This window comes from Okeanomitos corallinicola TIOX110, from assembly GCF_038050375.1.
Taxonomy (GTDB): domain Bacteria; phylum Cyanobacteriota; class Cyanobacteriia; order Cyanobacteriales; family Nostocaceae; genus Okeanomitos; species Okeanomitos corallinicola.
The window spans coordinates 753,944-773,041 of the sequence record NZ_CP150886.1 but is presented as its reverse complement, the minus strand read 5'-3'; the positions used below and the strand labels follow the sequence as shown (position 1 = coordinate 773,041).

General features: G+C 40.3%; 23 protein-coding genes. 19 read left to right on the top strand and 4 right to left on the bottom strand.

Annotated elements, in window-relative coordinates; genetic code table 11:
- The first annotated feature begins 134 nt into the window (after positions 1-134).
- The 17 genes from rpsE (at position 135) to WJM97_RS03200 (ending at position 11,079) form a co-directional block, all read left to right on the top strand.
- Positions 135-659 (top strand): 30S ribosomal protein S5, encoded by a 525-nt coding sequence (gene rpsE / locus WJM97_RS03280; protein ID WP_353931620.1) that lies wholly within the window; start codon positions 135-137, stop codon positions 657-659.
- Positions 660-743: 84 nt separating this feature from the next.
- Positions 744-1,190: a 50S ribosomal protein L15 gene (gene rplO / locus WJM97_RS03275; protein ID WP_353931619.1), complete on the top strand. Its 447-nt coding sequence runs from the start codon at positions 744-746 to the stop codon at positions 1,188-1,190.
- A 69-nt stretch (positions 1,191-1,259) separates the two neighbouring features.
- On the top strand, positions 1,260-2,573 hold the full coding sequence (secY, locus tag WJM97_RS03270) for a preprotein translocase subunit SecY (RefSeq protein ID WP_353931618.1): 1,314 nt from the start codon (positions 1,260-1,262) through the stop codon (positions 2,571-2,573).
- Positions 2,573-3,127, top strand: a complete 555-nt coding sequence (locus WJM97_RS03265) for an adenylate kinase (RefSeq protein WP_353931617.1) — start codon at positions 2,573-2,575, stop codon at positions 3,125-3,127. The genes secY and WJM97_RS03265 overlap by 1 nt, the downstream gene beginning before the upstream one ends.
- A 207-nt stretch (positions 3,128-3,334) precedes the next feature.
- Positions 3,335-3,559, top strand: coding sequence for a translation initiation factor IF-1 (infA, locus tag WJM97_RS03260; RefSeq protein WP_006276978.1), 225 nt, complete (start codon positions 3,335-3,337; stop codon positions 3,557-3,559).
- A gap of 118 nt (positions 3,560-3,677) precedes the next feature.
- Positions 3,678-3,791 carry a 50S ribosomal protein L36 gene (gene rpmJ / locus WJM97_RS03255; RefSeq protein ID WP_190368723.1) on the top strand — a complete coding sequence of 38 codons (114 nt, stop codon included), beginning with the start codon at positions 3,678-3,680 and terminating at the stop codon, positions 3,789-3,791.
- A gap of 234 nt (positions 3,792-4,025) precedes the next feature.
- Complete coding sequence (gene rpsM / locus WJM97_RS03250; RefSeq protein ID WP_353931616.1) at positions 4,026-4,403, top strand: 30S ribosomal protein S13; 378 nt, start codon at positions 4,026-4,028, stop codon at positions 4,401-4,403.
- A 54-nt stretch (positions 4,404-4,457) separates the two neighbouring features.
- Positions 4,458-4,853 carry a 30S ribosomal protein S11 gene (rpsK, locus tag WJM97_RS03245; protein WP_353931615.1) on the top strand — a complete coding sequence of 132 codons (396 nt, stop codon included), beginning with the start codon at positions 4,458-4,460 and terminating at the stop codon, positions 4,851-4,853.
- A 329-nt stretch (positions 4,854-5,182) separates the two neighbouring features.
- Positions 5,183-6,127, top strand: coding sequence for a DNA-directed RNA polymerase subunit alpha (locus tag WJM97_RS03240; protein WP_353931614.1), 945 nt, complete (start codon positions 5,183-5,185; stop codon positions 6,125-6,127).
- Positions 6,128-6,158: 31 nt separating this feature from the next.
- Complete coding sequence (rplQ, locus tag WJM97_RS03235) at positions 6,159-6,509, top strand: 50S ribosomal protein L17 (protein WP_353931613.1); 351 nt, start codon at positions 6,159-6,161, stop codon at positions 6,507-6,509.
- A gap of 55 nt (positions 6,510-6,564) precedes the next feature.
- Entirely contained in the window at positions 6,565-7,392 is an 828-nt protein-coding gene (truA, locus tag WJM97_RS03230; protein WP_353931612.1) for a tRNA pseudouridine(38-40) synthase TruA, read from the top strand.
- 66 nt (positions 7,393-7,458) lie between these two features.
- The gene (gene rplM / locus WJM97_RS03225) at positions 7,459-7,914 is read left to right on the top strand and encodes a 50S ribosomal protein L13 (RefSeq protein WP_353931611.1); all 456 of its coding nucleotides are present in this window, start codon (positions 7,459-7,461) and stop codon (positions 7,912-7,914) included.
- The gene (gene rpsI, locus WJM97_RS03220) at positions 7,914-8,330 is read left to right on the top strand and encodes a 30S ribosomal protein S9 (RefSeq protein ID WP_353931610.1); all 417 of its coding nucleotides are present in this window, start codon (positions 7,914-7,916) and stop codon (positions 8,328-8,330) included. Before rplM ends, rpsI begins: the two co-directional genes overlap by 1 nt.
- A 104-nt stretch (positions 8,331-8,434) precedes the next feature.
- Positions 8,435-8,668, top strand: a complete 234-nt coding sequence (rpmE, locus tag WJM97_RS03215) for a 50S ribosomal protein L31 (protein WP_353931609.1) — start codon at positions 8,435-8,437, stop codon at positions 8,666-8,668.
- A 95-nt stretch (positions 8,669-8,763) separates the two neighbouring features.
- Positions 8,764-9,858: a peptide chain release factor 1 gene (prfA, locus tag WJM97_RS03210; RefSeq protein WP_353931608.1), complete on the top strand. Its 1,095-nt coding sequence runs from the start codon at positions 8,764-8,766 to the stop codon at positions 9,856-9,858.
- A 108-nt stretch (positions 9,859-9,966) separates the two neighbouring features.
- Positions 9,967-10,284 carry a muconolactone Delta-isomerase family protein gene (locus WJM97_RS03205; RefSeq protein ID WP_353931607.1) on the top strand — a complete coding sequence of 106 codons (318 nt, stop codon included), beginning with the start codon at positions 9,967-9,969 and terminating at the stop codon, positions 10,282-10,284.
- Positions 10,285-10,689: 405 nt separating this feature from the next.
- On the top strand, positions 10,690-11,079 hold the full coding sequence (locus WJM97_RS03200) for a hypothetical protein (RefSeq protein ID WP_353931606.1): 390 nt from the start codon (positions 10,690-10,692) through the stop codon (positions 11,077-11,079).
- A gap of 113 nt (positions 11,080-11,192) precedes the next feature.
- On the opposite strand, the gene WJM97_RS03195 is transcribed toward WJM97_RS03200, so the two are convergent.
- The 3 genes from WJM97_RS03195 to infC all read right to left on the bottom strand — a co-directional run bounded on the left by WJM97_RS03195 (position 11,193) and on the right by infC (position 16,565).
- A complete protein-coding gene (locus WJM97_RS03195; protein ID WP_353933096.1) occupies positions 11,193-12,752 on the bottom strand; it encodes a sodium:proton antiporter in 1,560 nt (519 codons plus the stop codon).
- 44 nt (positions 12,753-12,796) lie between these two features.
- The gene (locus WJM97_RS03190; RefSeq protein ID WP_353931605.1) at positions 12,797-15,811 is read right to left on the bottom strand and encodes an MFS transporter; all 3,015 of its coding nucleotides are present in this window, start codon (positions 15,809-15,811) and stop codon (positions 12,797-12,799) included.
- A 220-nt stretch (positions 15,812-16,031) separates the two neighbouring features.
- Positions 16,032-16,565: a translation initiation factor IF-3 gene (gene infC, locus WJM97_RS03185; protein ID WP_353931604.1), complete on the bottom strand. Its 534-nt coding sequence runs from the start codon at positions 16,563-16,565 to the stop codon at positions 16,032-16,034.
- Positions 16,566-16,979: 414 nt separating this feature from the next.
- Here infC and WJM97_RS03180 point away from each other — a divergent pair, with 414 nt between their 5' ends.
- Positions 16,980-17,885 (top strand): alpha/beta fold hydrolase, encoded by a 906-nt coding sequence (locus WJM97_RS03180; RefSeq protein WP_353931603.1) that lies wholly within the window; start codon positions 16,980-16,982, stop codon positions 17,883-17,885.
- Positions 17,886-17,928: 43 nt separating this feature from the next.
- On the opposite strand, the gene WJM97_RS03175 is transcribed toward WJM97_RS03180, so the two are convergent.
- Positions 17,929-18,279, bottom strand: a complete 351-nt coding sequence (locus WJM97_RS03175; protein ID WP_353931602.1) for a phospholipid-binding protein — start codon at positions 18,277-18,279, stop codon at positions 17,929-17,931.
- A gap of 206 nt (positions 18,280-18,485) precedes the next feature.
- Between WJM97_RS03175 and ilvN the strand changes: the two genes are divergently transcribed.
- Positions 18,486-19,004, top strand: coding sequence for an acetolactate synthase small subunit (ilvN, locus tag WJM97_RS03170; protein WP_353931601.1), 519 nt, complete (start codon positions 18,486-18,488; stop codon positions 19,002-19,004).
- Positions 19,005-19,098: the final 94 nt, after the last annotated feature.

The window sequence follows — 19,098 nt, the reverse complement described above, 5'->3', positions numbered from 1 at the left end:
AGTCATCTGTCAGGGAACAGTCACAACTGAGAACTGACAACTGACTCTTAAATATAATATGTCAGTCCACTAAGGGAAAACTCTGGGACTAAACTGACTCATAACTGACAACTAACGTTGAGAGAGCATGAATTATGGCAACGGGTCGTCGTAAAACAAACAAAGCAAAAAAAGAAGAAACCAACTGGCAAGAACGGGTAATTCAAATCCGCCGTGTTAGTAAAGTGGTAAAAGGTGGTAAAAAACTTAGTTTCCGCGCCATTGTTGTCATTGGTAACGAACGTGGCCAAGTTGGTGTGGGAGTAGGTAAAGCTTCCGATGTAATTGGTGCTGTGAAAAAGGGAGTTGCAGATGGTAAAAAGCATCTGATTGACATTCCTATCACCAAATCTAATTCTATTCCTCATCCCATTGATGGTATTGGTGGAGGAGCAAAGGTAATTATGCGCCCAGCAGCCCCAGGTACAGGGGTAATTGCCGGTGGTGCAGTGCGAACTGTACTAGAGTTAGCTGGAGTACGTAACGTTCTGGCTAAACAATTAGGCTCTAACAACCCTCTTAATAATGCCAGAGCTGCTGTGAATGCTCTATCTACACTGCGAACATTATCTGAAGTCGCTGAAGACCGGGGCATTGCTGTCGAAAGTCTCTATTTCTAATTATGCTTTGATCCTGGATTGCTAATTTAGCATCCCCAAGCATGACGAGATGATCAGTACCCAAATTTAAAATCCCAAATCAAAATGAGACTCAATGATGTTAAGCCTCAAAAAGGCTCTAAAAAACGCCGTCGCCGTGTAGGTAGAGGTATTTCCGCTGGACAAGGTGCTAGTGCTGGTTTAGGTATGCGGGGTCAAAAATCTCGCTCCGGTAGTAGCACCAGACCTGGGTTTGAAGGTGGTCAACAGCCCTTGTATCGTCGTATTCCTAAACTCAAAGGTTTCCCTGTCGTTAATCGTAAAGTTTACACTACGATAAATGTAGAGAAACTGGCCTCTCTTGCCCCTAATTCAGAAGTAACCTTAGCGTCTTTAAAAGAGGCTGGTATTCTTACAGCTGTTAAGGGTCCTTTGAAGATCCTGGGGAATGGAGAATTGAGCATTGCTCTGAATGTGAAAGCTGCTGCTTTTACAGGTCAAGCTCGCAGCAAAATTGAGGCAGCTGGCGGGAGTTGTCAAGTCTTAGACTGAGCCAGGAAATAGCACTTCCAGCTAATCAACTCGCTTCCAGCGCCTGGTTAATTATAAAGGTAGCACTCTATGATCAGTCGAGACAAAGCCCCAACGGCTCAAGAAACTTTTATGCAGATGGCACAGGCAGCCGGACTCAGAGGTAGGCTGCTTGTAACAGTCGGTATTTTAATTTTGGTTCGCCTGGGCATCTTTTTACCAGTACCAGGAATTAATAGAGCGGAATTTGCAAAAGCTATATCCAGTAATAATTCCATTTTTGGTTTGTTGGATATCTTTTCAGGAAGAGGACTTTCTACTCTGGGCGTATTTGCTTTAGGTATTTTGCCTTTTATCAATGCGTCTATTATTATCCAATTGTTGACTGCGGCCATACCATCTTTAGAAAACTTACAAAAAAATGAAGGTGAAGCAGGTCGTCGTAAAATATCCCAAATTACCCGTTATGTAACTGTTGGTTGGGCAATTGTTCAAAGCGTGGCTTTTTCAGCACTGTTCTTACAACAATTTGCCTTAAATCCCGGTCCTTTGTTTGTAGCCGAGACAGCAATTGCTCTCACTGCCGGTTCTATGTTCGTGATGTGGGCATCGGAACTAATTACTGAACGGGGTATTGGTAACGGCGCATCTTTGTTGATTTTTCTGAATATTGTTGCTTCTTTACCTAAATCTTTAGGCGATACCATTGACCTGGTACAAGTCGGAGGCAGGGAAATAGTTGGCCGTGTCATAGTCCTGGTTTTAGTTTTCTTGGTTACTATTATCGGTATTGTCTTTGTACAGGAAGGAACTCGCCGCATTCCCATTATTTCCGCTCGTCGTCAAGTAGGTCGTCGGGTACTGGCTGAACAGCGTAGCTTTTTGCCCCTACGTCTCAACCAGGGTGGAGTAATGCCAATTATTTTCGCTGCTGCTATCCTCAGTTTGCCACTGCTGATTGCTAACTTTACTAAAAACTCTGATTTAGCAAACATAGTTAACACTTATCTCAGTCCCGGTGGTTCTGGAGCTTGGGTGTATGCTTTGGTTTACATGGTTTCCATTATTTTCTTCAGTTATTTCTATTCTTCCTTGATCTTGAATCCGGTAGATGTAGCGCAAAACTTGAAGAAAATGGGTTCTAGTATCCCCGGTATTCGTCCTGGAAAAGCTACCAGTGAGTATATAGAGCGTGTTACTAACAGGCTTACTTTCTTAGGTGCGCTCTTCTTGGGCTTAGTGGCAATTATACCCACCGCTGTAGAAAGCACTCTGAATGTACCAACTTTTAGGGGTTTGGGTGCTACTTCTTTACTAATTTTAGTAGGTGTAGCAATTGATACAGCAAAACAAATTCAGACTTACGTTATTTCTCAACGCTATGAAGGGATGGTGAAACAATAGTGACGCGATTAATCTTCTTGGGACCACCAGGTGCTGGTAAAGGAACTCAGTCCAAAGTTTTGGCTGATTTTTTGAATATTCCTCATATTTCTACTGGTGATATTTTACGGCAAGCAATTACTGACCAAACTCCTTTGGGGATAAAAGCACAGGGTTACATGGATCGAGGTGAGTTAGTTCCAGATCAACTTGTGGAAGATTTGGTCAAAGAACGCCTTGGACAACCAGATACTAAAAATGGTTGGATTCTAGATGGATTTCCCCGTAAAGTGACCCAAGCAACTTTTTTAGAGGAATTACTAGCAAAAATGGGTCAAGGTGGTGAAAAAGCCGTCAATTTGGATGCCAAAGATGAAGTTGTCATTTCTCGTTTACTGGGACGAGGACGGAAAGACGACAGTGAAGAAGTTATTCGTCGTCGTTTAGAAGTATACCGTGACGAAACTGCACCCCTGATTGACTACTATGGCGATCGCCGAAAACTGGTGACTATAAATGGTGATCAGTCCCCAGAAGAAGTCACTACTGAATTAAAAAACATCATAGCTGCTTGAGGGGATAGTCCGGGGAAGTTAAGGAGAATCAGTAAACAACCGTGCAAGTTTACCCTCACACCTTTTCCCAATCCCCAGTCCCCAGTACCCTTTCTCTTTTAGCTAAGATATATTAATAAACTGTTGAAATTTTTCTCAAACTGTGTTTTCGTGCAGATGAAAATTCTGTCAGCCAGAAAGAGATTGTCGAATTGAGGAAACAACAAATTGTCTAAGCAAGATTTAATTGAAATGGAAGGGACAGTCACAGAATCGTTGCCCAATGCAATGTTTCGTGTTGACTTAGATAATGGCTTTAATGTTTTAGCACATATTTCTGGTAAGATTCGCCGTAATTACATCAAGATATTACCTGGCGATCGCGTCAAAGTAGAACTAACACCCTACGACTTGACGAAAGGTAGAATCACCTACCGACTACGGAAGAAGTAAATCTATGTAGAGAATCTTACCATAAAGCCGCTAATTTGGGATTTACCCATTTTAACTTAACTGAAATAATTTCCTCGGAAATGCTATAATTTACTATTTGGAGTCAAGTAGAAAAGGCATGAAAGTCAGAGCCTCAGTCAAAAAAATCTGTGACAAGTGTAGCGTGATCAAACGCCGTGGTCGCGTCATGGTGATTTGTGAAAACCCCAAGCACAAACAACGTCAGGGATAATTTCCAGAATTCAGAAGTCAGAAGTCAGAAGTCAGTCTCAGAACAGCCTCAAGGCAAATTGACAGCTACAAATTGGAAAATCAACCCTATTTTTCATAACAAGTAAATGACAAAAGTAGATTCTGACAGTTGATTCCTCACTCCTGATAGCGTAGCGTGGCGTAAGCCATATTCTGCACAAATAAATCGCCTTTTGCAAACAGCAATCATCAAAATAACAGGGAGTTATTAATTGTGGCAAGGATTTCCGGCGTAGACCTTCCCCGCGATAAACGCATTGAGTATGGTCTAACTTACATTTACGGAATTGGGTTAACAAGGTCGCACCAAATTCTAGCGGCTACTGGTGTAAACCCAGACACTCGCGTTAAAGACTTAAGCGATGCTGATGTAGCAGCCCTAAGAGGCGAAATAGAAAATTACCAAGTTGAAGGTGATTTGCGTCGCTTAGAGGCCATGAACATCAAACGCTTAGTTGACATTGGCTGTTATCGTGGTCGTCGTCATCGGATGGGATTACCCGTAAGAGGACAAAGAACTCGCACCAACGCCAGAACTAGACGTGGCAGAAGACAGACAGTGGCTGGTAAGAAGAAAGCCCCTGGCAAATAATTTTTCTGGGCTTGCTGTGACAAGCAAGGTTTACCTTAAATTTACTCAAAAAATATGGCAAGACAACCAACAAAAAAATCCGGGAGCAAAAAGCAGAAAAAGAATGTACCCAACGGCATGGCTTACATTCAGTCTACTTTCAACAATAGCATTGTCACCATTACTGACCAAAACGGAGATGTAATTTCTTGGGCAAGTGCTGGTTCTAGTGGATTTAAGGGTGCAAAAAAAGGCACACCCTTTGCAGCACAAACCGCTGCTGAAAGTGCAGGTCGTCGAGCTATTGACCAAGGAATGCGTCAAATTGAAGTAATGGTCAGCGGACCTGGAGCCGGACGGGAAACTGCTATCCGGGCCCTACAGGGAGCAGGATTGGAAATTACCTTAATCCGTGATATTACCCCAATTCCTCACAATGGCTGTCGTCCACCTAAACGCCGTCGAGTTTAAACGTCAAATTTGAAAGACGCTTAGGCAGAAAGTTAATGCTCAGAGCAATTGTCTGTAAGGATATGTAAGGTATATAAAGTATTAACCCTTGCTTGTTAACTTCAAATCCATACAGTGATGAAAAAGCACGTCAGCTCTTCCCATAGGAAGAGCTGCTAAACTTTCAAAAATCCAAAATATTATCATTTCTTGTCATGGTATTGGAAAATCAAACTTTTACATATACGTGTTGGCAGTTTGATCAACCACAACCACAGATCAGAGCATAAAGTGAATTCGAGAGGCAAATAAATTGTCTTCTAGCAGCACCTTAATAGGGAGGCTACTCCGTGGCGCAGTTTCAAATTGAATGTGTAGAATCTAATACTGAAGAAAGTCGGAGCCATTACAGTAAATTTGTTCTCGAACCCTTAGAACGTGGTCAAGGAACAACAGTAGGTAATGCGTTACGCCGGGTTTTACTTTCCAATTTAGAGGGGACATCTGTAACAGCTGTGCGAATAGCTGGTGTTTCCCATGAGTTTGCCACAGTTCCTGGTGTACGGGAAGATGTGTTAGAAATCCTCATGCGGATGAAGGAAGTGATCCTCAAAAGCTATTCCTCTCAACCCCAAATTGGTAGATTACTCGTCAACGGGCCTGCAACAGTTACATCGGCACATTTTGACTTGCCCAGTGAAGTAGAGATTATTGATCCTACTCAGTACATAGCCACCTTAGCTGAAGGTGGCAAACTGGAAATGGAATTTAGGATTGAGAGAGGTAAAGGATACCGGACTGTAGAACGCGGAAGGGAAGAAGCAACGTCTTTAGACTTTTTGCAGATTGATTCGATATTTATGCCGATCCGCAAAGTCAACTACAGCGTTGAAGAAGCTCGTGGAGATGGAACACTCAAAGATAGACTACTGTTAGAAGTTTGGACTAATGGTAGTCTTTCCCCTCAAGAAGCACTGTCTTCAGCTGCGGGAATTTTGGTGGATTTATTCAACCCGTTGAAAGATATCTCTTTAGAACCAACAGATATAGGTTCAGATATCCCCGACGATCCTACTGCTCAAATTCCTATTGAAGAATTACAACTTTCTGTTCGAGCTTATAACTGTCTCAAACGAGCGCAGGTAAACTCCGTAGCAGATTTGTTGGATTTCACCCAAGAAGACCTCTTAGAAATTAAGAACTTTGGTCAAAAGTCAGCGGAAGAAGTAGTGGAAGCTTTACAGCGACGTTTAGGCATTACTTTACCGCAAGAAAGGGGTTCTAAACCCAGCTAAGTAAAACCTGTAATCAATAAAGAACAGTATCATGCGTCACCGTTGTAAAGTCAAAAAACTTGGAAAACCAGCCGACCAGCGCCGCGCTCTGTTGCGAGCGCTAACCACCGAATTAATCCGTCATGGTAAAATTACCACTACTTTAATCCGCGCTAAAGTAGTACGTAGCGAAGTAGATAAAATGATCACCCTAGCTAAAGATGGTTCTTTAGCATCACGTCGGCAGGCGTTGGGTTATATCTACGACAAAAGTCTAGTTCATGCTTTATTTGAGCAAGCACCAACCCGGTACGCAAACCGCCAAGGCGGTTATACTCGCATTTTGCACACCATCCCTCGTCGTGGTGACAACGCAGAAATGGCGATTATTGAGTTAGTTTAAAGTTATTAGTGATTGGTCATTAGCATAACTAATAACTGATAACTAACAAAACAGTATGTTAGAAAGCCGCCAGCCGACAGGAACTTATCGAGTAGCCTTGATCATCCAGTATCTAGGTACTAATTTTCATGGCTGGCAACGGCAAAAAGCGCAGCGCACAGTCCAAGAAGAGATAGAAACAGCTATAGCTAATGTTCTCGGGTATCATGTGACACTTCACGGTGCTGGGCGAACCGATGCTGGAGTTCATGCAGCTGCTCAAGTAGCCCATTTTGATGCCACTGGTTTTATTCCCGCGCACAAATGGTCAACAGTTCTGAACAGTTATTTACCCCCGGATATATTAATCAGAGCTTCAGCAGGTGTAGATGATAACTGGCACGCTCGCTTTAGTGCAGTGTTTAGACGTTATCGCTATACAATTTACACAGAAGCTCTACCTAACTTGTTCGTGAACTCCTTTAGTTGGCATTATTATTATGCTCCCTTGGATGAATCTGTAATGCAAGCTGCCCTTGAACCTCTGCTGGGAAAACATCATTTAGCAGCTTTTCACCGTGCAGGATCAGCGCGATCACATTCCTGGGTAGAAGTACAAGCAGCAGAATGTCATCGTAGTGCTTCTTTTATCCATATTGAAATTCAGGCAAATGGATTTCTATATGGCATGGTGAGACTGCTAATGGGAATGTTAGTACAAGTAGGTTCTGGACAATTATCCTTAGAAGATTTCACCGACATCTGGAAAGAACAACGCCGGGAAAAAGTGAAATATGCTGCACCCCCACAAGGTTTATGCTTGTTAAGAGTCGGGTACCCAGATTTTCCCTTTGCTCAGGAAATTTGGTATGACACCCAACCATATTTAGTGTTTGGTCATTAGTCATTGGTCATTAGTTATTAGTGCTACTGGCAACTGACAGAGAAAAACTGATAAAGGACAAAAACAATGAGTAGTAAAACTTACCTTCCCCCTCAAGCATCCCTTGAGCGTGATTGGTACGTAGTAGATGCAACCAATAAACGTCTTGGTCGCCTAGCCAGTGAAATTGCTATGGTGCTAAGAGGTAAAAGAAAAGCAGAATATACCCCCCACATGGATACTGGTGATTTTGTAGTTGTGATCAACGCTGAAAAAGTAGCAGTTACTGGTAAAAAGCGTACCCAAAAACTTTATCGCCGCCATTCCGGTCGTCCTGGTGGGATGAAAACAGAAACATTTGCTAAATTGCAACAACGTATACCAGAGCGGATTTTAGAACAAGCTGTTAAAGGTATGTTGCCTAAAAATAGCTTAGGTAGACAATTATTCACCAAATTAAAAGTCTACGCTGGACCTACCCATCCCCACGCAGCCCAAGAACCAAAAGAACTGATTATTAATACAATTCCTGGAGAGAACTAATGCAAATAGCAGAAGCTAATAGCGGTCGTGCAGTTTACTGGGGTACTGGCCGCCGTAAATCCGCAGTAGCACGAGTACGCCTAGTTCCAGGTGAAGGTAAATTTGTAGTTAATGGCAAAGATGGAGAATTATATTTTCAATTCAATGCCAACTACTTAGGAGCTATCAAAGCCCCCTTAGAAACTTTGGGACTAGAAAGCGAATATGACATTTTGGTGAAAGCTGAAGGCGGTGGTTTAACCGGACAAGCTGACTCCATTCGTTTGGGAGTTGCTCGTGCTTTATGTCAGTTAGACCCTGATAACCGTTCACCTTTAAAAATTGAAGGCTACCTAACTCGTGATCCACGGGCTAAAGAGCGGAAGAAATACGGTTTACACAAAGCACGGAAAGCTCCTCAATACTCTAAACGATAGGGTATTGGATATTGGTTATTGGAAATTGATAATTACGGTGTTTTCTAGTTTCCAATACCTAGTCTTAGTTATAATTTTGATAGAGAAAAACCACAAAAGGAACAATGGCTAAATCTGATATACATCCCCAGTGGTATCCAGAAGCAAAAGTCTACTGCAACGGCGAAGTTGTGATGACCGTAGGTTCTACTAAACCTGAACTACACGTAGATGTTTGGTCTGGAAACCACCCCTTTTACACAGGTACTCAGAAAATTATTGACGCTGAGGGTAGAGTTGAACGCTTCCTCCGCAAATATGGTATGTCTAGCCAACAAGGCGATCAAAACAAAAAGTAGCTGGTTGGCTTTGGCTGTTAAGGACGACCCTGCAAGTGCTGGGTCGCTTGTCATTTAATGCAGTAGCCAACTTGTTATTTTAAGGAATTGTACTCATGGCTGAAACATACCTGCTGGAGAAACTGAAATCTGTTGAACAAACTTTTCATGAATTAACTCGTCGTTTAGCTGATCCTGACACGGCGAAAAATCCTGACGAGTATCAAAAAATTGCTAAATCTCGTTCTTCTTTGGAAGAAACAGTTATTACTTACGAAAACTGGAAAACTGCCCAGGAAGAATTAATAGGGGCGCGTCAGGTTCTGAAAGAAGCAAATACTGATCCAGAGTTGCATGAAATGGCAGCTTTGGAGGTAAATGAGCTAGAAGAGAAATTAGAACACTTAGAAAGTCGCTTAAAAGTGTTACTTTTACCTCGTGACCCCAATGATGATAAAAACATCATGTTGGAAATTCGCGCTGGGACTGGTGGTGATGAAGCCAGTATTTGGGCTGGTGATTTACTGCGGATGTATTCTCGCTATGCTGATGGACAAGGCTGGAGAGTGAAGTTAGTCAGTGAGTCTCTGGGTGAGATGGGCGGCTTCAAAGAAGTGATTCTCGAAATTCAAGGGGATAGTGTTTATAGTAAGCTGAAGTTTGAAGCGGGAGTTCATCGTGTACAGCGAGTACCTGCAACGGAAGCTGGCGGTAGGGTACATACTTCTACGGCCACTGTGGCTATTATGCCGGAAGTGGATGATGTAGAAGTCCACATTGACCCTAAAGATATTGAAATGAGTACCGCTCGTTCTGGTGGCGCTGGTGGTCAAAACGTTAACAAGGTGGAAACAGCAGCTGACTTGTTCCACAAACCAACTGGAATCAGAATTTTTTGTACTGAAGAACGCAGCCAGTTACAGAACAAAGAACGGGCAATGCAAATTTTACGGGCTAAACTTTATGAAATTAAGTTGCGGGAACAACAAGAAGAAGTAACTTCTATGAGGCGATCGCAAGTAGGTACAGGTTCTCGTTCGGAAAAAATTCGTACTTACAATTATAAAGATAGTCGGGCAACTGACCACAGATTAGGTCAAAATTTCACCTTGAATAATGTATTAGAGGGTGATTTAGAAACCGTAATCCAATCTTGTATATCTCAAGATCAACAGGAAAGGTTAGCAGAATTAGCTGGTGCTAATAACTAATTCTCAATTTTTTAATATTCTGGAAAACCGCTGTTTTTGTTGTTAAATTTAACAAATCGGCGGTTTTTATTTTTATACTGTAATAAAGCATCTTGAAGGAACTCAATCATGTTATACCATTTAGATTTTCGTGTTGAATATCCTGATGACATCAATCAACAGGAACTATTTACCATTTGGAGTGAGGAAGCTGACGCTGCGCTACAAGCAAAACAAGCAGGAATTGTTGTAGATTTATGGAAATGTGTAGGAACTCGTCGGGTAATTGTGATTGTAGATGTTCCTACTCCTGACATTGTTGATCAAATTTTATTAGATTTACCCATTATGAAAAAAATGGGTCAAAATGTTCAAGTAGAAGTAACTTCACTGAGAAGATATGAAGACTTTGCCGCAGATGTTAAAGCTAGGTTAGAGACAAAATAAAAATAACTCAATCATTTAAGAATTCAGCTAGTCTGCTGTTTGATCAGAGATTTTGAACCCTGAATTCTTACTAATATTCTTCTATCTTGGGATTGAATTTAAAAGTTTAGTCCGATTAGTTTATAGCGATTTATTCTTTTATTACTTTAGATATAGATACAGAAAAGTACAAGCAAAACTAAGGACAGATATAGCTTGAGTTTTGTTTTGTTAAACATATAATTAAAATCTACTCAATAATTTGCAGCAGATTTCATATAAGTAAATTACTAATGGGTTAGTAATATATCCCAATCACCTATCACAACGGTTTTAGTGTGAATACTCGTAATTTATTTACTTGCAATGTACTGTAATGACCACAACTGGGTAAAAAGCATATAATATATCAAGAAGGTAAATAATATGTATGTTGAACAGATATTACAAAAAAACCTTGAAGTTGATAAAACATTTAATTATTTAACACAATCTGAAAATAAAAGTGAATATATACCCCAGGAAGGATTAGATATTTCCGATTTAGCAATAGCTTTAACTCCATTAAGCTTTGTATTTATTTGGGCGATGATCTTATTGATTTTGCAGAAACTTCGTTCTAACTTGGATAATAAAATATCTTTTAGTATTAATTCTGTACATCAAGTTCCTTGCAAAAACTGTAAATTTTTTGCTAATAACCATTATCTCAAATGTGCGGTAAAGCCGGATATAGTTCTCACTGAGGAGGCGGTTAATTGTGCTGAATACTGCCCTAAAAAAAGTAAATTGAGAAGAAATAAGTTTTTCGGCTGATAGTATTTGCAACTTGGCGATCGCTCCATTAACACTTATTTATAACTCTAGCTAAGAGCGATCGCTAATTCACAAGTTTATTGATAAAAGATGTTTTTTGTTCAAACTCCCATTTAATTTCCAGCCTGTAAAACATCTTGCAGCATAGGCGCAAGTTCCTTATTTAAACGCCCTGAACGGACAAATTCAGCATAAGTATCAGCTTCAATTGCTAGTAATTCATCTCGGAATTGTTCATTATAAAATTCATTCAAATTGGGGTGTTCATCTTGTAATTTATCAATCTTGTCTTGTATATTTTTCATCTCCCCTTTAATCAAAGTTTCTTGATAACGGTAAAATTCTGGATCAATACCTGGTTGTTGATTTGCTTGTAGATGTTCCAGTACCCTTTCTAAAGCAACATTCCGAGCGGCTAACTCTAAATATTGCTCTTTCAAACCACCATCACCCAATAAATTCAACTTCTCTAATAAAGGTTTAATAGTTAAACCCTGTGCTAATAAAGTAAACAAAACCACACCAAAAACAGTAGCAATAATTTCTTCTTTTTCTGATAAAACATTTGGCACACTTAAAGCTAGAGCAATAGAAACAGAACCGCGTAAACCACCCCACCACAGAATAGTTTGTTCAGGTAAACTAATCTCTGATTTAGTAATAGTCATACTAACTTGACTCAAAACATAAAGAGCCAATGCTCGCATCACAATCATAGCAATGACTGTGACAAAAATGATGTGGATGTTTTCCACTAAACTAGCAAAGCGAATTTGATCACCAATTAATAAAAAGACAATTGAATTAACAAAGAAAGCCAGAAAATCCCAAAATTCAGAAACAATGATCCGAGTTCTCGGATTCATACCAATACGAGAACCAAAGTTACCTAAAATTAAACCTGTAGTTACGACCCCAATTACCCCAGAACCGCCTAAATCTTCAACAATTAAATAAGTACCATAGGCAGAAACTAAAGTTAAAGACTGTTCCACCATTGGTAAATCAAACCTTTGGGTCAGGTAAGAAATACCAAAACCAATTAAACTGCCAACAGCAACACCAATACCAACAACAGTACCAAATTCCAGTAAAATTGGTTGTAGTCCTAATTCGGCTTTTCCTAGTGGTAAAGCTACCAAAAAACCAAAAGCTACTACTGCCATCCCATCATTAAATAGACTTTCTCCCTCCATTAAAGTAACTAGACGTTTACCCACACCTAATTCTCGAAATAATGCAGTCACAGAAACGGGATCAGTGGCAGATAGACTAGCACCAATTAATAAAGCTGTAGTTAAAGATAATCCGGCTAATTGATTTAAGCCTAAAGCAATACCCAGAATAGAAATTACTACTCCAAAGATTGCATATAAACAGATAGGAAAAAAATCTGCTTTTAATTCCTTCCAATGCAAATTCCAAGCAGCTTCAAATAACAGAGGTGGGAGGAAAATTAACAGAATTAAGCCAGGGGATAAAGTCACCAAACGTACATCAGCGATCGCTAAACCCAAGCCAACAATTACTAACAATAATGTGTAAGGTATTTGTCGAAACCAACTAAATATTTGTGGTAGAGTAGCCACTCCCAAGGAAACTGAAAGTACCAACAGAAACTGTTTCAGATTGGCTGCAATTAAATGCTCACCGATTTGTGATTCCATCATCATATAAAATATGGTAAACTTCATAGCCTTGTTAGATGAAACAAGACCTATACATTGTTGTTCTGAGATTGATGGTATTTTTCTATCAAAGCCTTCGCCTGAGCCGCTACAAGTGGGTGTGGATCAGTTTGTAAATAGGGAAGAATTTCTTGTAAGATTCGTTGAGAAACAACACTCAAATAGGAAATAGTAGCTTCTCTGACAAAGCCTGTAGGATGGCTCAGATTGGCTAAAATCTCTGTAGTTGTGAGTCGAATATAAGCCGCTTGGGCAAAATGGAAACAGCAAGCTAAACACCAATCAGAAAGTAAATATCCCTGAGAGATGAGTTTTCTGATCCGTTCCTGAATAGGAATATCTTGATTTTGATAAAATTGCCCATCAATCAAATATTTGAGTTTTTCTTCTTCTGGCCTGCGATCCAAAACATTCAATAATAAAGTCTTGCACGGTAAATTTATCGTGTGGTCTAAAATTTCTAAACCCCGTGCTAAATTGACTAAAGATTGAGATTGGAGATTAAAAGCGGCTGCTTGCATTTTCTCCGCTGGGTAAAGAAGTTTTAATAACAACAATAACCTATCTCTAACATCTAACTCTACTTCTAGAAGTGAGCGTTGTAATAACTGGGCAATAATTACTAATCTTTCGTTACCTTGATAATTTTCCAGAGACTCTACATTTTGGAAATCTACATAAGCTGCATAAATTTCTCCTAAAAATTTTAATTCCTCTTCAATTAAAGCTTCTACTCGACTTTCAGAAAACCTATTAACAAGGCTAATATTTTCTAACTGTTGGTTAATCTTTAGTAAGCTGCGGAGAATATAATCTCTTGTTGTCCCCCTAGATGTTTCTAATTGTAACCATAAGGTTTCAATCGCTTCTGCTGTACCAATTTGAGCCATAGTTCGCCAGGCATACATTCGCACCACTTCTGGCTTGTAAACATTGGTAGCTAGTTTCAATAGCATAGGAATAGCTTCATTTTGCATACTCACTAAGCACTGCATAGCTGTAGGTCGAGTAGATTTATAGTAGAGTGCGGCTAAAAGCGAGGGGTAGTATTCTTCCAACCGAGTAGCAGTAATCATTTCTAAGACAGCACAGCGTACTCGCAGGGATTCATCCTGCAATAAATTGGGGAGATGAACTCGCAAAGCCTGTAAATAAACTACCTCTGTGAGCGCTCTGACTCCGTTCACCCGTTCTTGTTCTTGTTTATTGGTGAGCATCCGACGCATAGTTTTAGTAGCTACTGCTTGTTGCATGGATGTTCCTTGACGTAGCAGTAAAGCGGCAGCGGTAGCACGAATGAGAGAATGATGGGATGGTTCTAGATATTCTTCCAAGAGACTTAAATTCAGATTTTCCTCTGCCAGCCAAACATAACGCATAGCTAGGGCAAAAACCTCTGGATCTAAGGTGGCTGGGGGTTGATCTAATAAGGGGCGAATTTCTGGTACATAAAGGGGGTTTGCACCTGCTGTCAACATTAGTTCCAGAGAGGATTTTTGTAAATCTGAGGGTAACTTGACTAGCAAGGGTGCTAAAACTTGACCGGCTCCGGGAAGATCAATTTGAGCTAGGAGTTCCAAGCAAGAGTGTTTATCGGTGTTATTGCCTGGTTCTACTAAAGCTTTTACTATGCCTTGTTTAAATGCTTTTAATCCTACTGTTGCTGTACTTAATCCTCCTCTTTCAGCACTTAATACTAAAACATCTACATAGCGCGATCGCAATTCCCAGACGACTTTTAAACAGGTAGCAGCCACTATAACTGTTTCCCCAATTAAGACCCATTTTTGTAGTCCTTCTGGGACAAGTTGAGTGGAAAATTGTAAAGTGCCAAAAATTACTAATCCTGTTAAACCGGAGGAGATAGCTTCCGCTGTACCACTGGATAAGGCTTGCATCCGGCTACGAATGCGTTCAGGAATAGGCTGATAAAGTGCCGGACCACTACTAATGACAAAGGTATAGCGCAGGAGTTCATCACAAAATTTCAGACTGATTAAACCCCAGAAAAATCCTGGTTCTTCGATAGCTGGAAATAAGTTGAGAACGGAGATCGCCGCTGGTAACAAAAAGCCCACAGTGAGGGGGAGAAGTGCTGCCGCAAAAAACACCCCTACTTTTTCAATCAGACGGCTAGAAAAAAACCATTGAGTAATTAACTCACACATTCCCACAAAACCACCAAAAATGCCCAAGAAACTGGCTAATTCTTGTTCTCCTAGACTGGAATTGAGTTCCCGCAAATACTGAAAATCAATTAACAAGCCGATAGCTTGCAAGAGGGCAAAAAAAGCAAATAACTGCCAAACATAGCGTTTTAAAGGCGTTTCTACACGGCGATGCCTTGAGGCTTGTTCTTCTGTTAGTTCGCGTTGTGGGGTATGGGGAAACGCTGAGGGGTATTTATAGGTTAAATAAAATAAAATGATCGAGCCTAAGAGAATAACAAAACAAGCGATGAGAATGACTGTATTCAGGTTGATGAATTTAAGTAAAACTGGCAAACTAAAGCCACTGATGACATCAGCCACCAGGATGCCACTACTCACCAATGGGTAAGTGCGTTTAATCTCACGAATATTAAATAATTGATTAGCAACAATAGATGTGTTGAGGTCATTGACTACATAGCAGGCATCTACCCACAACCTCAGCATAAATATGATAATTACGGCCGAGTAGGAAATATGAATTCCCAACCGCAACAGTACCAATATGAATAAAGGTATTACCATTCCCGGTGCGATCGCCACAATTACGGCACGTAATGGAAAAACCTTTTGTAACCAAGAATATAAAATCACTAAGCCAGCACCTGTGGCCGCACTAGAAATATAAATCCAAGGTAATTTTCCCGCACCATATTCGTCTAAAAACAAGGCTACAGTGCTATCTTCTGCCCATCGCAATCCTACAGATACGATGGTATAGAAGGCAAACATCATCCAAGTCCGTTCAACTTCCTCTGGTCGAAGATTCACCCACTTAAGCAGTCTGGCCAGAGAACCTCTATTGCTAGTTAACCACTGATTTTTTAATTCCATGCAGTTTTTTCTGGGGTGCGAAACAGGTCATCACAGCACAACAGCTAAGTATTTAGGATAACAGTTACTGAATGACAAAAGTCCCGAACAACTGAGTATTATCTTTCCCACTCAGGAGTCAGGACTATCACGTTGAGATAAATTTACCGCTAGGAAATAGGTAACTGGTAATTTTTTACCAACTTTTCCTATTTCCTCAACATTTACAAACTTTAGCTTCTTACTTCTTGGGTGAGATTAGCATCATCATATTTCGCCCTTCTTTCTTTGGCGCTTGCTGTACTTCACCAATTGTCTGTAGATCATTAGCCATCCGTTTAAGTAAATCTTCCGCTAAATCACTGTGTTGGATTTCTCGACCCCGGAACATTACAGTGGCTTTGACTTTATCACCGTCTTTGAGGAAGCGTTCTGCTTGCTTAACACGTACATTATAGTCGTGTTCTTCGATTTTATAGCGCATCTTCACCTCTTTTACGTCAGCCGTATGCTGTTTCTTCCGGGCTTCCCGCGCTTTTTTCTCCTGCTCAAATTTAAACTTCCCATAGTCCATGATTCGACAGACGGGTGGGTCAGCCTTATCACTGAGCAATACTAGGTCTAGCTCTTTTTCTTCGGCTAGTTGTAGTGCTTCCTGGGGTGTAATAATTCCCAATTGGGCTCCATCAGTGTCAATGACCCTAATTTTTGGGAAGCGAATACGTTCGTTAATTTGGGGCAGATCACGAGTTCTTTTTTTCTCAATCACAGGCATTATGATTTTTGCAGCTTTTTAGTTAAGGATTTGGCTTGGTCTTGGTTTACTTGTTTTGTTGATATGCCTAGATGGGCAAAATTCAGGTAATCAACTCATAACTTAAAAATGAGTCTATTTCTTTAGGGTAACTAATCCATACAATAATTGGTTACTCTTTTATAATTGTCATTCTACTCACTTTGATCAGATTTCCCTACATTAGTTAATGTAAATTACATAAACTTGCATAAAGTTAATAATTATTACAACTATACCTTAACATATTGACATATAAAGTGCATGGGCATTGGGCATTGGGCATTGGGCATTGGGCATTGGGCATTGGGCATTGGATAGAATAGAGAATAGTTATCAATTACTAATCATTAATATAGTAGTTGTGATTAGGGACAGGAATTAGCGGAGGAATATGTGACTATTGGGTTATCTTGGCAGCAACGAGTAGGTAATCAGAGGGATTGGGTGTGGAGAGGGTGGCAAATTCGCTACACCTACATTCGTCCTCGTTTTCATGACGAAAATGCCACACCCTTGATTTTGTTACATGGCTTTGGTGCTTCCATTGGTCATTGGCGACATAATTTAGAAGTTTTAGGTACACATCAGACAGTTTACGCTTTAGATATGTTGGGTTTTGGTGCTTCCGAAAAAGTTCCAGCTAATTATAGTGTTGAATTATGGGTAGAGCAGGTTTATGAGTTTTGGCAAGCATTTATCCGCAAGCCCGTAATCTTAATAGGTAACTCAATTGGTTCTTTAATCAGCTTAGTTGCTGCTGCTACCCATCCTGATATGGTGCGAGGCATAGTCATGATGAGTTTGCCTGATCCCTCCTTGGAAAAAGAGGCGATCCCAGCTTTTTTGCATCCAATAGTAGCAGGGATTAAAAATATATTTGCTTCACCTTTGTTACTTAAACCATTATTTAAGGTAGTACGTAAACCAGGAGCTTTAAGACGTTGGGCTGGTTTAGCTTATGCTAATCCAGAAGCTATCACAGATGAACTAATAGACATTTTAGCAGGACCACCTCAAGACAGAGGCTCTACTCGTGCTTTTATTGCCTTGTTTAAAGCTTCTACAGGTTCAGAGTTCAGTCCTAGTGTCAAGAAAATATTACCAAACTTAACAATTCCGATGTTATTAATTTGGGGGCGAAAAGATAAATTTGTTCCCCCAAAATTAGCAACTGAATTTGCCAAATACAACGAAAAATTAGAAGTTTTGTATTTAGAAGATGTGGGTCACTGTCCCCATGATGAATCACCAGAACAGGTTAATGAGGTGATTTTAAATTGGATTAGCCGCAACATATAGGTGTTGGGTGTGGGGAGCAAAGAATAACCTAATCAGCAATCACCTATCCAACTGAAACTTCTTCAGTATTTACGTCAGTAGCACCATTCACAGAACTAGCCACATCAACCATCTGATCGAGAATATCCTGACTGGGAACTTCACCTTTTAATACAACGGTGCTGCCTAGTTGAGCTACCCACAGACGGTCAAAATCTGTCAATGCTGCATCCTCATCAAAAGCTAATGCAACCCGTTTAGCTAAACCGCTTTGATCATATTCGCCATTTAAGCCTACACGTTCTGGAGGAATGCCTTCTGTGGTGGCTTCAGCTGCTGATACAGGTTGAGGAGTTGGATTAACCTCTGCATTTTCTGGTTTTTCCAATCCAAATAGTCGTTTTAACCAAGCCATGGGAAATTTACTCCTAGATCAAGAATTCTAAATCACCAGTATAAAGGTTGGCAGAAAAAGTAGCATCTACCGATCCAGAGATATTTGGCAACGATTCAAGTTAAAATAGGGGCTTAGACCAAAAATTAAATTTGGTAACAAATCCAGTGTAGGCAATCGTTCTGGCCTGCGTTAATATCATGCTCCCCTAGCCTGTGTTGGCGAAGATGAAACATACTCTTTCCGTGCTTGTAGAAGATGAAGCGGGGGTTTTATCCCGCATTTCCAGTTTATTTGCTCGTCGTGGTTTTAATATTGAAAGCCTTGCTGTTGGCCCTGCTGAACAGGGAGGAGTTTCTCGAATTACGATGGTTGTACCTGGTGATGATCGAGTGATTGAACAACTCACCAAACAGTTATATAAGTTAGTTAATGTCCTCAAGGTACAGGATATTACTGAGACTCCTTGTGTCGAAAGAGAATTGATGCTTTTGAAAGTGAACGCTACCAGTAGCAATCGTTCAGAAGTAATTGAAATTTCTCAGATTTTCCGTTGCCGAATTGTGGATGTGGCTGAAGATTCTGTGACTTTGGAAGTTGTGGGTGATCCCGGTAAAATGGTGGCAATAGTTCAAGTGCTACAAAAATTTGGCTTGAGGGAAATTGCCCGTACTGGTAAGATTTCTCTTCCTCGTGAATCTGGTGTGAATACTGAGTTACTCAAGTCTTTACAAACCAAGGTTTAGATTTATATGAGATTTACACATTAGACAGGAAGCAGGAAGCAGGAGGGGAATTAAATATCTGTGCAAAATTAATTATACATTTTGTTTAAAAATA

Excerpts from the sequence above, each read along its gene's own strand:
- infC (WP_353931604.1), bottom strand. The coding sequence starts at position 16,565 with ATGCCTGTGATTGAGAAAAAAAGAACTCGTGATCTGCCCCAAATTAAC.
- prfA (WP_353931608.1), top strand. The coding sequence starts at position 8,764 with ATGGCTGAAACATACCTGCTGGAGAAACTGAAATCTGTTGAACAAACT.
- rplM (WP_353931611.1), top strand. The coding sequence starts at position 7,459 with ATGAGTAGTAAAACTTACCTTCCCCCTCAAGCATCCCTTGAGCGTGAT.
- rpmE (WP_353931609.1), top strand. The coding sequence starts at position 8,435 with ATGGCTAAATCTGATATACATCCCCAGTGGTATCCAGAAGCAAAAGTC.
- WJM97_RS03190 (WP_353931605.1), bottom strand. The coding sequence starts at position 15,811 with ATGGAATTAAAAAATCAGTGGTTAACTAGCAATAGAGGTTCTCTGGCC.
- secY (WP_353931618.1), top strand. The coding sequence starts at position 1,260 with ATGATCAGTCGAGACAAAGCCCCAACGGCTCAAGAAACTTTTATGCAG.
- truA (WP_353931612.1), top strand. The coding sequence starts at position 6,565 with ATGTTAGAAAGCCGCCAGCCGACAGGAACTTATCGAGTAGCCTTGATC.
- WJM97_RS03195 (WP_353933096.1), bottom strand. The coding sequence starts at position 12,752 with ATGATGATGGAATCACAAATCGGTGAGCATTTAATTGCAGCCAATCTG.
- rpmJ (WP_190368723.1), top strand. The coding sequence starts at position 3,678 with ATGAAAGTCAGAGCCTCAGTCAAAAAAATCTGTGACAAGTGTAGCGTG.
- WJM97_RS03200 (WP_353931606.1), top strand. The coding sequence starts at position 10,690 with ATGTATGTTGAACAGATATTACAAAAAAACCTTGAAGTTGATAAAACA.
- rpsI (WP_353931610.1), top strand. The coding sequence starts at position 7,914 with ATGCAAATAGCAGAAGCTAATAGCGGTCGTGCAGTTTACTGGGGTACT.
- rpsK (WP_353931615.1), top strand. The coding sequence starts at position 4,458 with ATGGCAAGACAACCAACAAAAAAATCCGGGAGCAAAAAGCAGAAAAAG.
- rpsE (WP_353931620.1), top strand. The coding sequence starts at position 135 with ATGGCAACGGGTCGTCGTAAAACAAACAAAGCAAAAAAAGAAGAAACC.
- WJM97_RS03175 (WP_353931602.1), bottom strand. The coding sequence starts at position 18,279 with ATGGCTTGGTTAAAACGACTATTTGGATTGGAAAAACCAGAAAATGCA.
- rplQ (WP_353931613.1), top strand. The coding sequence starts at position 6,159 with ATGCGTCACCGTTGTAAAGTCAAAAAACTTGGAAAACCAGCCGACCAG.
- WJM97_RS03205 (WP_353931607.1), top strand. The coding sequence starts at position 9,967 with ATGTTATACCATTTAGATTTTCGTGTTGAATATCCTGATGACATCAAT.
- ilvN (WP_353931601.1), top strand. The coding sequence starts at position 18,486 with ATGAAACATACTCTTTCCGTGCTTGTAGAAGATGAAGCGGGGGTTTTA.
- rplO (WP_353931619.1), top strand. The coding sequence starts at position 744 with ATGAGACTCAATGATGTTAAGCCTCAAAAAGGCTCTAAAAAACGCCGT.